We start from the raw sequence: 13,290 nt of genomic DNA, 5'->3' as shown, positions 1-13,290 counted from the left end.
TGCGAGTTACATTTCTGAAATTCCTCCGCAGCAATGGGATATTCCTAAGAATATGTTGCTTGAAGGAGGTTTGTTGGAAAAATTAAAAGATCTGGCGCTAAGGTATGAGGCAGGTGAACTGTAATTGTTGTGCTGCCTAAAAACAGAATAATTCTTGCAGCCTTGCAAGCAAGGTTGTCAGAGTCTGGGAGTGACGTTATCGCATGATACCTGAATTAAAAGAAAAATTATTACTCAGACTTTTTTCTTCAATTGAGTATATGGAGGAGTTTACAGCGCATTATGTCGCTGGGCTTCAGACTGCGGAAGACGCTTTTGCTATTTTTGAAAAGAAATACAGCATCAATGCAAATTTAGCTAATCGTTATGCAATGGAGTTTCGACAATGGAAAGAGCGTGTAATTCCTAATTTTAGTCGGATGAAAAAAAATGCTTTGCTTAGTCTCGATAAAGCAAAGGTAGGCGATTTTGATTATATGGACGGTGCCACGGGAAATCTTCGCGGTTTATCCAAAGATATGGATGGTATAGGCGACAACTGGTGGCTTGAAGTCGATGATTTAATAAGATGTAAATACGCAGACAATATGAATAAAGCCAAGCTGATGGGTAATAATATTTATTACACTTTAAGTGACTTTTGGAATCCAGGTGAACTGTTGGTAGAAAATATTACCGGCCCAATCGACGAACAGATTTTACTAAAATATCTGCAACCCGGCGAACACCCATAATGAAATAAAAAGGCCCGGAAAAATTATTTTCGGGCCTTTTTTCATATTCTTAACTATTTCTGCGCCTTACTTGTTATGTGGGGTGTGCTTCGCGAAGCAAGCCGTTGTAGAGTTTACGGCGGTCAGAAGCGGAAGGGGTGAATCGAAGTAATCAGCAGGGCAGATGATTTGGTTGTTTTTATTGCCACAGTTGTTTGGTGGCTGCGTTATAACTGTTGAAAAACAACAGTTTGTTTGCTTGCGCCAAGTACAGATTTATAGCTGGTTACGCCAATAAACTTTAGTGGTGAGTTTGATACCCTTGACCAGTACTGCCCCTCGATCACGGAAAGATTTGTAATGATGGTTATCGGTAGTGATTGCGTGTAATAACTGGTTAGCATGACTCTGCCATCTAGTACTTGGGCAACTCGATAATCTCCATCGTCAGGCCAAACAAACTTGTTTAGGTATTGAGAAACTCCATTTGTTTGAAAACTATAAACAAGGTCATTGAAGTTTTTCTGGTTTCTGCCAGGAAACATTGGTTCTAGACCAGTGGATTTTTTAACTAATGCTATTAGCTTGGCTTCTTCCTCGGCTATTTTTTGCAACCTTTTTACAATTTCAATCTGTATTTTCGAATACTTGCTTTCACATAGACTGGGGAGATTTGCTAACTCTGGTGTCGTTAAATCAATTTTTCGTGAGTGCTTGTGAGAGCCCATATACTTAGCTACTTTAATGTCAGAGATTAAATTAAGATATTCAGCTTTTTCATATATTTTTGATGGGCGATAATCCTGTTTACCATGAAAGAAAAATGACCATTGAGGCTGATATATTATTGCATTGCTATTTTCATTTTCATTTTCGAATTTGAAATAATATTTGTTTGGCTTTGAGTCGCATTGCGCTGTAATGAAAACATCATATTCTAAGCTCTCTGACTGAATTTGGTATCCGACAGTTTTTTGGGTGTCTATTAAAGTAATATTTAAATCATTAGGTATTACTGGATTGGCTGCCATGCAGCCCGTAAGCAACAGATCTCGTACGCCACAAGATTCCACTGTTTGGTTATTAGTAGTGCAGCCTGCAAGAATTATCGAAGCTACAATAATGTACTTTTTCATATTAATTTCCTTGTGTGCCACTGGCAGCTGACATTTGTATATCGCGCATGCGCGTTTTCTAATTTTCAATTTTTTGTTGAAATCTTTTTAAGATGCTGATTTAAAGAAAAATTCAGCTCAGTTGTATCAATCAAAAGACATTTAAAAAACGAGTATGCGCATTCTTTATTTTGTGAGGGCAGAATATCTGCGCTAGCTCATACTCTAAGCCGTTGACTATAAAGGATTAGTTTTTATGTTGGTAGTGCTTTTTAGCATAGTAAGGAATGTATGCCAGGGGTTGCTTTGTGACCAGATGCGACCTTCGGTGGCTTCGCTTTTGATTCCTGTATCGCTAAGGTTCTGTATCAAAGCACAGATGGGCTAAATACCAAATTTCCCCCGTTAATGTAATTACCGCCCATTACACATTCCCCACAGTGCGGAATCTTAGGGGATTGCCAGAGCGTTGGCTTATGTGGGTTGGGTATGCGAGGGGGAAAATCAATTGTTGAGGTTGTTAGGGGACGGATCGTTCCTGATAAAAATATTTTGTTTAGCAATAAAAAATGGCCCGAAAGTGAATCACTTCCGGGCCATTTTTTTGAGCTTACAACAGTATGGCGATAAGAATAATAATCGGAATTGGAATGCCCAGCATGAATAAAAGTATAGAGCGCATATTTTTCTCCTTAAGAAAAAATAATGTTAGTTAAAGTCGCGTTGGCGTCCGCCGAATACGGCCATCAAGCTGGCGATGAACGCGCCGCTTAATAATGAAATAAACAACCATAACGATGTGTAGGCCGAGGCTTCACGGGCTTTATCGGCTGCGGCGCGTGTTGCTGTTTCAGCGTCTTCCAGTTTTTGGCGTAGAGTTGTAAAGCCATCTATTACTCGTTGTTCGGCGGCGCGTTGATCTATGCCTGTTGCTTGCGCAACCAGTTGACCGGCGTATTGCACGTCGTCTTGGGGTAGGGAATCTGTTGCAATGCCGTGAACAAAAATGCGCATAAGTTCACTTTTGCTTGCATCGTTTTGTGTTGTAGATGCTGCTTCATTTTTTTCTGTTGCAGGTGCTGGTGCCAACGCGGGTTGCCCTTCAGCAGGTGTTTCTTGATTAATGATTGGCTGTTGGGAAACGGCTGCAGAACTTGTGGATGCATCTTTGCGCAGCAGCGAGTCCAACAAATAAGGGAGTGTGGTATCGCCTTCACTATTGTTTTCAATCAGTGCCGCAGCGGCACCGCTTGCCGCTACTCCGGTTGCAACAGTGGCTGCACCTTCCGCAACGCTTGCGCCCGCTTTAACGCCGCCACCCACAATGCTGCCAATCACACCGGTGAGTAATGCGGCGGTGCCTAGTGTTGCCACTGCCCAGGATAAAAACCCGTGGGCGGTATCGCGGAAATACACTTCGTCGTTGGGTGTGTTAAACCAGCGGGTTCTCAACCGGCCTGCGAGGTACCCACCCAGCGCTGAGGCTGCTAAGGATATTAAAGTGATGCCAACAATACTGGTCACACCAAACGTGGTGGCGCTAATGCCTTCACTGGCCCAGGGTGAAACCAGGGTTAGGCCGAAGCCGGTGCCTAACAATAATAAAATTAACGACAGCGCGGCAGACGCGACTGCACCGGCAAACACAGCACACCATGCAACGGCGCTGTCATTTACTGGCTGAGTACTTAATGTCCCATCGCGATAATTATTTTCAGGGCGTTGTGCAAATTGAGTTTCCATTTCAAGCTCCAGTCAGTTTGTGAACCCTCACCATATGAATTGAAGCCGATCAAGTCTGTACGAAAACACACACAGATTGTTTTATCTATGCGGTTTAGCGCACTGATCTTCGTAAATGCCCGCTTTATTGTTCGATTGTGTGTTGCGTATGAATTTTTTTATTTTGGTAAATAAAGTTTTCATGGCGGTGCACCTTTAACGCTGCGCCCATTATTAATTATCGTTGCATCACCAGTCGTCACACGACGTTAATAATAAGTGGTCAGATTAATCGTCGGCAGCCAGGTAATAAATTTACGGACGGATTGAGAAATGAAAAAAGATATTAATGGCGATAAAAATATTTTTTCTAATAGTGAAAAAAATTCTTATGAATTAGGTGCCCAGCCACGAAAGTCTGGTTTTCGTGCGCACAAATCTGCGCATCTGGTGGAGAATTATCTTGATGAAGATGATAAAAAAACACATCACCGGCATCGCCATGAACCCAATAAAAATGCAGTGCGTGTACAACTGCGGCGTATAGAGCGACTGTTTTAACGGGCAGATTTTCTACGGCGTGTTATATCCAGCGTGAGGCGGTGGTTCGCCCCGCGTGTGGGGGATTTTGCGCAGGGTTTTCATTGATGATTCGCTAAAGCTAGCTAACGAACAGACAGATCGGCGCGGATTGGTCAGGCTCTATAGAACCATGTTTTTTTTCAAGGCTCTATTATGCTGAATACGCGCTTGGGTAAAACCCTGTCCCTTTCTGATCGCTCTACTTTTGGTGCTAAATCTGGCCTTGCTGGCCTTAATGTTAAAGCGGGTTTTCGTTCCTGGCGCGGGCGAATACACGACCGGCGTGCGCCGCGACCGGAGGATCTGAATCCGCTGCGCGCGGAGCTGTTCAGTGCCGACCAGATGGAACATTTTGGTCGCGTGTTGGCGAGTGAGCACAGTTTGAGTAAAGCGCGCACGCGCGACCGCTTGCTGACGCGGTTGGATGAAAACGAACAAGTATTGATTAGCGGTTGCGAGTTACTGGCGGAGGCGGTGAAAGCGCGTTCGCGCATCGCGCCTGCGGGCGAGTGGTTGCTCGACAACTTTTACATGATTGAAGAGCAAATCCGCACTGCCAAACGCCATTTCCCCAAAAATTACAGCCGCGAATTGCCACGTTTAAGCGCGGGACGCTCCGCCGGTTTGCCGCGTGTTTATGATTTGGCACTTGCCGCCATCGCCCACGGTGATGGGCGTATTGATGCAGAAATTCTCAGCCGTTTTGTCGCCGCTTATCAAACTGTTACACCGCTTACACTCGGAGAACTCTGGGCGATTCCTATCATGCTGCGCCTGGCGCTGATTGAGAATTTGCGCCGCGTAAGTTTGCGCATTACCAATGCGCGCACCTATCTCAATTTGGCGCGCGAATGGGCGAGCCAAATGGTGGAGGTGGCCGAGAGCGACCCGAAAAATTTAATTGTCGTCATCGCCGATATGGCGCGCTCCAACCCGCCGATGGTAAGTGCCTTTGTCGCTGAATTAGTGCGCCGTTTGCAGGGGCACGGCCCCGCATTGGCCTTGCCGTTGACTTGGATTGAGCAGCGATTGGCAGAAGAAAGTTTGACCATTGAACAGATGGTGCAGGCGGAAACCCAGCAGCAGGCGGTTGATCAAGTCTCCATTAGCAATAGCATTGGCAGTTTGCGTTTTTTAGGCGCTTACGACTGGCGGGTGTTTGTGGAGACCATGAGCATCGTCGAGCAGATTTTGCTGGAGGACAGGGACGATGTGTATCGCCGTATGGATTTTGCGACGCGCGATGAATACCGCCATGTGATAGATCGCCTTGCCAAGCGCAGCAAAATTTCCGAGGCGGGCATTGCCCGTGTCGCGATTGAATTGGCGCAACACGCCAGTGATTCTGCCGCTCATGCCCGCCATGTTGGTTACTACCTGGTAGATCGCGGTTTGGCGCAATTGGAACACGCTGTGGCGGCGCGTTTGCCGCTGTGGGAGCGATTGCGGCGTGGCTGCGCACGGGTGCGCTTGCCCTTGTATCTCGGCGCAATATTGGCGCTGGTAGTGCTGGTCTCGGCCGGTTTTGCTGGCTTGGCGCAGCAGGCGGGAATGGCCGGTTGGTCGCTGGGTTTGATGGTGGTATTGGCGGTATTTGCATCCACGGCGCTCGCGACCGCGCTGGTGAATTGGCTGGTCACGCTGCTGGTAATTCCCAAACGTTTGCCGCGCCTGGATTTTGAGCAGGGCATACCGGAAAGCCTGGCCACGCTGGTGGTAGTGCCCACGTTGCTGACCAGCCAACAGGGAGTTGATGATTTACTGGAAGCGCTGGAAGTGCGCTTTTTGGGCAATCGCGACGAGCAATTGTATTTTGGGCTGCTCACTGATTTTGGCGATGCCCACAACGAATCCCTACCGGGTGATGAAGCCTTGTTAAGCCGGGCGCGTGAGGGTATCGAACAGCTCAACAGGGCTTATCCACCAACAGCTACCCGCACCGGCAATAGCTGTAATCGCTTCTTTCTGTTTCATCGCCCGCGCCAATGGAACCCCGTGTGCGAACGCTGGATGGGATATGAACGCAAGCGCGGCAAACTCGCCGATTTAAACCAACTATTGCGCGAGGGCAGTGCGGGGTCTGAAGCATTTTCGTTAATTGTGGGTGACGTGACTGCCTTACCCAAACTGCGCTACGTGATCACGCTGGATACGGATACGGAATTGCCGCGCGACGCCGCCCGCCAGTTTGTCGGCACCATGGCTCACCCACTCAATCAGCCGGTTTACGACCCGGAAAAACACATTATCAGCCGGGGTTACGGCATTTTGCAGCCGCGTATGGCAGCCACTTTGTCGGCCGCCAATTGCTCGCGTTATGTGCAGCTTTACGGCGGCGAACCGGGTATCGACCCTTACACCCGCTCGGTGTCCGATGTGTATCAGGACCTGTTCGGCGAAGGCTCGTTTATCGGCAAGGGCATTTATGATCTGGATGCCTTCGAGCAAGTGCTCGGTGGGCGTTTTCCCGACAATCGCATCCTCAGTCACGATTTACTGGAAGGCTGTTATGCGCGCGCGGGCTTGTTGAGCGATGTCCATCTTTACGAGGATTCTCCCGCCCGTTACGAGTTGGATGTGGCGCGGCGCGAGCGCTGGCTGCGCGGCGATTGGCAAATCGCCCGCTGGCTCTGGCCGCGAGTGCCGGGTGCCAATGGGGAAACATTGGCGAACCCGCTGTCGGCCTTATCGCGCTGGAAAATTGCCGACAACCTGTTGCGCAGTATGGCGCCGGTGGCGCTGTTGTTACTGCTGTTAACCGGTTGGTCGCTGCTGCCGGCGCCAGCGCTCTGGACACTCGCCGTGTTAGGCATAGTGCTGCTACCGCCGGTATTAGCCATGCTGGTGGATGCGCTGCGCAAACCCAAAGAAGTATTTTGGGCGCAGCATTTGGCGGCGGTGGTGAGCACTGCCCGGCGCCATTTTTTGCAGGCGCTGTTCCGCATTAGCGGTTTGCCCCATGAGGCCTGTTTTAGTTTGACCGCCATTTTGCGCAGCCTGTGGCGCCTGTGGTTTGAACCGGGGCGCTTGCTGGAATGGTGTACCTCGGCGGAGCAGGAACGCAAAATCAAAGGTGGTTTGGCGGCGAGCTGGAACTTGCTCTGGTCGGCACCGGTAATTGCGCTGGCGACCGCCGCTATTCTGGCAATTGTGCAGCCTGCTGCCTTGCTCGTCGCGGCACCGCTGCTGGTGTTATGGTTTGTCGCGCCGGTCAGTGTGTGGTGGTTAGGCCGCCCCCTGGTGCGCAGGCAGCCGAGTTTATCGGAGCAGCAGACCCAGTTTTTGCGCAAAATTGCGCGTAAAACCTGGGCCTATTTTGAGCGTTTTGTGGTGGCGGAAGACAACTGGCTGCCGCCGGATAATTTTCAGGAAAACCCCGGCCCGGTGATTGCCCACCGCACATCGCCCACCAATATCGGGTTGGCGCTGCTGGGTAACTTATCCGCCTACGATTTCGGCTTTATCTCCGCCGATGTGATGCTCGAACGCACTGCCAATACCTTTGGCAGCATGAGCAAACTGGAGCGATATCGCGGCCATTTCTTTAACTGGTACGACACGGTCACCTTGCAGCCACTGCCGCCGCGCTACATTTCAGCGGTGGACAGCGGCAACCTCGCAGGTCATTTGCTCACCCTGCGCGCCGGGCTGGTAGCGCTGCCGGATCACCAAATTCCCCATGAGCGGGTCTTTCAGGGCTTGGCGGATACGCTCGCTGTACTCACCGACAGCTTGCAAGTTGCCCACATGCAGGACGACCTGCCCCATGCCGTTCAGGCGTGCATTATCCGCATGCGCAGCTTGCTCAGTGCCGCCTGCGCGCACAATCAGGGCGAGCGCACTACCAACTTGTTATCACTCATGCACTGCCTGAAAGCGGTGAATGATGCGGCCATTACCATCAATGCCTATTTAACCTCCCAACCCCAGGTAAAACTGGCGGTGAGCGGCGCGCTGCTGAACGATATGTTGGGAGCGCCCTCCATTGACCACGTGGGTCTTGGCTATGAAGCCCGCAACTGGGGCGAGGCACTGGCACAGCAGAGCCGCGCGGCACTGGACGAGTTATTGTTTTTTGCGCCCTGGTTGTCATTTCGCCCGACACCCCCGGCCTTGACTGGGTTTATGGCTGGCCTGGTGCAAAGCGAGCCTGCCGCCAACCTGAATGCTATTCCCAGCCTGCGTAGTTTGGCGGGTTACAGCCAGCGGTTGGTGCCGCTGCTGGATGAACAATTGCTGCGCCCCGGCACCCCGGCCGACCGGGAGTGGCTGCTGGAATTGCGCGGTTTGATCAACACCGCCAGCCAGCGCGCCAGCGAACGTATCGCCACCTGTATGGAGTTGGTGGCTCAGGCTCACGAGTTTGCGGCGATGGAATACGGCTTCCTTTATGACCGCACCCGCCACCTGATCGCCGTAGGTTACAACCTGGACGATTATCGCCGCGATAACAGCTTTTATGACCTGCTCGCCTCCGAGGCGCGTCTGTGTAATTTTGTCGCTATCGCCCAGGGCCAGGTGCCGCAAGAGAGTTGGTTTGCCCTGGGGCGTTTGCGCACCATGACCGAGGGCGAGCCAGTGCTGGTGTCTTGGAGCGGTTCCATGTTTGAGTATTTGATGCCGATGCTGGTGATGCCCAGCTATGAGGGCACCTTGCTCGATCAAACCTGTCGCGCCGCCGTCAACCGCCAGATTGCTTACGGCAAACAGCGTGGCCTGCCCTGGGGAGTGTCGGAATCCGGCTATCACACCTTTGATGCCAGCCTGAATTACCAATATCACGCCTTTGGGGTGCCCGGTTTAGGGTTCAAGCGCGGCTTGGCGGAGGACATGGTCATTTCCCCCTATGCGACGGTGATGGCGCTGATGGTTGCACCCGAGGCAGCCTGCGAGAATCTGGAACAGCTGGCCAGCAACGGGGTTGAAGGTCGCTTCGGGTTTTATGAAGCGGTGGATTACACCCCGTCGCGTTTAGCGCGCGGCCAGGCCAGCGCCTGCGTGCGCTCGTTTATGGTCCACCACCAGGGCATGAGTTTGCTGGCACTGGCCTATCTGTTATTGGATCGCCCCATGCAGCGCCGGTTTGAGGCCGACCCGCTATTGCAGGCGACCTTGCTGTTATTGCAGGAGCGCATTCCCAAAGCATCGGTACTGCATACCCATGTTGCCGAACATGCCGAAGGTGCGGCGATATTCGATCAAGTCGAAACCGCTAGCTACGCACCGTTGGAGGCAGATACACCAACACCAGAAGTGCAACTCTTATCCAACGGTCGCTATCAGGTGATGGTCACCAACGCCGGTGGCGGTTACAGCCGCTGGAAAGACTTGGCGGTGACCCGCTGGCGCGAAGATGCGACGCGCGACAACTGGGGCATGTTTGTCTATCTGCGAGATACCACTACTAGCGACTTCTGGTCGGCAAGCCATCAACCCACACTCAAACGCGCCGACAATTACGAGGCGATGTTCTCCGAAGGCCGCGCGGAATTCCGCCGTCGTGACCATGACATCGAGACCTATACCGAGTTGGTTGTCTCCCCTGAGGACGATATCGAGCTGCGCCGCCTGCGCATCACCAACCGCTCGTCGCGCACGCGCACCCTGGAACTCACCAGCTACGCCGAAGTGGTGCTGGCGTTACCGGCGGCGGATGCCACCCAAACCGCGTTTGGCAATTTGTTTGTGCAGACCGAAATTTTGCCCGAGCGCCGCGCGCTACTTTGCACCCGTCGCCCGCGTTCGGTGGGTGAGCATACGCCCTGGATGTTCCATTTGTTGTCGCCCAACGGTAGCCCGGTGGATCAGTTCTCTTACGAAACCGATCGGCTGCGGTTTACCGGCCGTGGCCGCACTCTGGTTGAACCCCAAGCGGTTACCAGCGGCGGGGAACTCTCCGGCAGCCAAGGCTCGGTACTCGATCCGATTGTCGCCATCCGCTGTCGCATTACGCTGGAAGCAGGGCAGGTGGCCACACTCGATTTGGTCAGTGGCACCGCCGATAACCGCGACGCCTGCATGACGTTGGTAAGTCGCTATCAGGATCGCCACTTGGCCGACCGCGTTTTCGATCTGGCTGCGACTCACAGCGGTGTGACCCTGCGCCAGATCAATGCCAGCGAGGCGGATGCACAGATTTATCGCCGCTTGGCCAGCAGTGTGCTCTATGCCCACGCCGCCCTGCGCGCCGAGGCGAGTGTGCTGATCCAGAACCGGCGTGGCCAGTCCGGTTTGTGGGGTTACGCCATCTCCGGCGACCTACCGATTGTGCTGCTTAAAATCGCCAGCGGTGACCATATCGAACTGGCGCGCCAGCTCATTCAATGCCATGCCTACTGGCGTTTAAAAGGTTTGTCCGTCGATCTGGTGATCTGGAATGAAGATCACATTGGCTATCGCCAACGCCTGCAAGACCAGATTATGGGACTGATTGCCACGGGCAGCGAAAGCCACGCGATTGATCGTCCCGGTGGCATTTTTGTGCGCTCGGCGGAGCAGATTTCCCACGAGGATCGCATTCTGCTGCAATCCGTGGCGCGGGCGATTATCGACGGCGCCAAAGGCAGTTTGGCGGAACAGGTGAATTTTAAAGGGCTGGCTGAGAAGAAAGTCGCGCGCTTGGTTCATCAGCGCAAATATGTTGAAGATACAACCCAACCCCAAATTATCGCCCCGCGCGCCGACTTGATCCTCACCAATCCGCTCGGCGGTTTTACGCCGGACGGCCGCGAATACATCATCACCACTACCCAAGCGCAGGTAACGCCACTGCCTTGGGTCAACGTTATCGCCAACCCTAACTTCGGCACGGTGATTTCAGAGAGTGGGCTGGCCTATACCTGGAGCGAAAACGCCCACGAATTCCGCTTGACGCCTTGGTGCGATGATCCGGTCGGCAGCGCCGGCGGTGAAGCGTTTTACCTGCGCGATGAGGAGACCGGCCATTTCTGGTCGCCCACGCCTTTGCCCAAACGCGGCCACGCGCCTTATGTCACGCGCCACGGCTTTGGTTACAGCGTATTTGAGCACACGGAAGATGGCGTCTGTTCGCAGCTGTGGGTCTATGTGGATTTGGAGGAGTCGGTCAAATTCTCGGTACTCAAAGTCACTAACTTGTCCAAGCGCCCGCGGCGTTTGTCGGCAACCGGTTACGTGGAGTGGGTGCTGGGCGATTTACGTACCAAATCTGCCTTGCACATGGTGACTGAAATCGACGCTGCCAGCGGTGCACTCTTTGCGCGCAACGCCTACAACAGCGAATTTGGTGGGCGCGTGTGTTTCTTTGATGTGGACGACAATGCACGCAGTCTGACCGGCGACCGCACCGAATTCCTCGGTCGCAACGGCTCGCTTGGCAACCCGGATGCACTCACGCGCCAGCGCCTTTCCGGCCGTTTAGGCGCGGGGCTAGACCCTTGCGGTGCCATTCAAGTGCCGTTTGAGCTGGATGAAGGTGAGTCGCACGAGATTATTTTCCGCCTCGGTGCAGGGCAGGATCTGGAACAGGCCCGCGCGTTGGCGCAGCGCATGCGCAACATGGGTTCCGCCCGCTCTGCGCTGGCCAAAGTGCATGACTACTGGACGCGCACCCTCGGCGCGGTGCAGGTCACAACGCCTGATCCCGCCTTCAATGTGCTCGCCAACGGTTGGCTGCTCTATCAAACCCTCGCCTGTCGCCTCTGGGCGCGCAGCGGCTATTACCAATCCGGCGGCGCCTACGGTTATCGCGATCAACTGCAAGACACCATGGCACTCGCTCACAGCCAGCCGGGCATGATGCGCGCACAAGTGCTGCGCGCCGCCCAGCGCCAATATCACGAAGGCGATGTGCAGCATTGGTGGCATCCACCGCAAGGGCGCGGCGTGCGCACCCGCTGTTCAGACGATTATCTCTGGTTGCCGCTGGTCACTTGCCACTATGTGCAAAATACCGGCGATACCGGCGTGCTCGACGAGCAGTTGCACTACCTGACCGGTCGCGCGCTCAACGACGATGAAGAGTCCTATTACGATCTGCCGGGGCAGAGCAGCGACACCGGCAGCCTCTATCAACATTGCCAGCGCGCCATCGAACACGGCCTGCGTTTTGGCGAGCGCGGCCTGCCGCTGATGGGCTCGGGCGATTGGAATGACGGCATGAATCTGGTCGGCATTCATGGCAAAGGCGAGAGCGTCTGGCTCGGTTTTATGCTGTACAAAGTGCTGCTCGCCTTCGCCAAAATCGCCAATCAACGCAATGATTCAGTCTTTGCCGAGCGCTGCGTTCACGAGGCCAAACAGCTGCAACACAATATCGACCAATACGCCTGGGACGGTGCCTGGTTCCGTCGCGCCTGGTTCGATGACGGCGTCGCTTTAGGTTCAGCAGTTAACGACGAGTGCCGTATCGATTCCATCGCTCAAAGCTGGTCAGTACTTTCAGGCGCAGGCGATCCTATGCGTGCCCGTCAGGCCATGAGTTCACTCGATAAACATTTGGTGCGCCGCGACCAGGGCATTATCCAACTGCTCGACCCACCCTTCGACAAGTCCGCCATGAACCCCGGCTATATCAAAGGTTATGTACCGGGCGTACGGGAAAACGGCGGCCAGTACACCCACGCCGCCATCTGGGCCACCATGGCCTTCGCCGAATTGGGCGATAGCCAACGCGCCTGGGAACTGTTCAACATCATCAACCCGGTCAACCACGGCAACAGCGCCGCTGCGGTCGCGCTCTACAAAGCTGAACCCTATGTCGTCGCCGCCGACGTTTACGCCATCGCGCCCCACACTGGTCGCGGCGGTTGGAGTTGGTACACGGGTTCAGCGGGTTGGTTGTATCGCTTGATGGTGGAATCCCTGCTTGGCATCACCCGCCACGGCACCGAACTGCATATCAAACCGTGCCTGCCCAAAGATTGGCCGGGTTATTCGGTGGATTATCGCTTTGGCAATACGCTTTATCGCATTGAAGTGATTCAAAACCTTGGGGGTGAAAACAAAATCCTGCTGGATGGCATTGAGCTGCACAGCGCGGGAATTCCGTTGGTGGATGATGGTAGGGAGCGGAGGGTGGAGGTTCGTGTTATCGCATAGGCGGTGTGGTTGGGTTTCTATTTTATGTAGATACTTTTTGAAGATGGGTGAAGAGTGTATTCAACTTGCTGACAGGGTTT

General features: G+C 53.3%; 5 protein-coding genes. 3 read left to right on the top strand and 2 right to left on the bottom strand.

Features of this window, described 5'->3' with window-relative positions; genetic code table 11:
* Window positions 1–203: 203 nt before the first annotated feature.
* Window positions 204–734: a hypothetical protein gene (locus O59_RS13250; RefSeq protein ID WP_007643556.1), complete on the top strand. Its 531-nt coding sequence runs from the start codon at window positions 204–206 to the stop codon at window positions 732–734.
* A 206-nt stretch (window positions 735–940) separates the two neighbouring features.
* Here O59_RS13250 and O59_RS13245 read toward each other — a convergent pair whose 3' ends face one another.
* Window positions 941–1,849, bottom strand: coding sequence for a hypothetical protein (locus O59_RS13245; RefSeq protein ID WP_040392378.1), 909 nt, complete (start codon window positions 1,847–1,849; stop codon window positions 941–943).
* Window positions 1,850–2,536: 687 nt separating this feature from the next.
* The gene (locus O59_RS13240; protein ID WP_007643554.1) at window positions 2,537–3,571 is read right to left on the bottom strand and encodes a hypothetical protein; all 1,035 of its coding nucleotides are present in this window, start codon (window positions 3,569–3,571) and stop codon (window positions 2,537–2,539) included.
* A 312-nt stretch (window positions 3,572–3,883) separates the two neighbouring features.
* Between O59_RS13240 and O59_RS13235 the strand changes: the two genes are divergently transcribed.
* On the top strand, window positions 3,884–4,111 hold the full coding sequence (locus O59_RS13235) for a hypothetical protein (RefSeq protein WP_007643546.1): 228 nt from the start codon (window positions 3,884–3,886) through the stop codon (window positions 4,109–4,111).
* Window positions 4,112–4,285: 174 nt separating this feature from the next.
* The gene (locus O59_RS13230) at window positions 4,286–13,210 is read left to right on the top strand and encodes a GH36-type glycosyl hydrolase domain-containing protein (protein WP_007643544.1); all 8,925 of its coding nucleotides are present in this window, start codon (window positions 4,286–4,288) and stop codon (window positions 13,208–13,210) included.
* Window positions 13,211–13,290: the final 80 nt, after the last annotated feature.

Origin of the sequence: Cellvibrio sp. BR (assembly GCF_000263355.1) — a bacterium.
Classification (GTDB): Bacteria; Pseudomonadota; Gammaproteobacteria; order Pseudomonadales; family Cellvibrionaceae; genus Cellvibrio.
This window is presented reverse-complemented; position numbering and strand designations above follow the sequence as displayed.

Coding starts and splice junctions, on each gene's coding strand:
- O59_RS13250 (WP_007643556.1), top strand. CDS start 204: ATGATACCTGAATTAAAAGAAAAATTATTACTCAGACTTTTTTCTTCA.
- O59_RS13230 (WP_007643544.1), top strand. CDS start 4,286: ATGCTGAATACGCGCTTGGGTAAAACCCTGTCCCTTTCTGATCGCTCT.
- O59_RS13245 (WP_040392378.1), bottom strand. CDS start 1,849: ATGAAAAAGTACATTATTGTAGCTTCGATAATTCTTGCAGGCTGCACT.
- O59_RS13235 (WP_007643546.1), top strand. CDS start 3,884: ATGAAAAAAGATATTAATGGCGATAAAAATATTTTTTCTAATAGTGAA.
- O59_RS13240 (WP_007643554.1), bottom strand. CDS start 3,571: ATGGAAACTCAATTTGCACAACGCCCTGAAAATAATTATCGCGATGGG.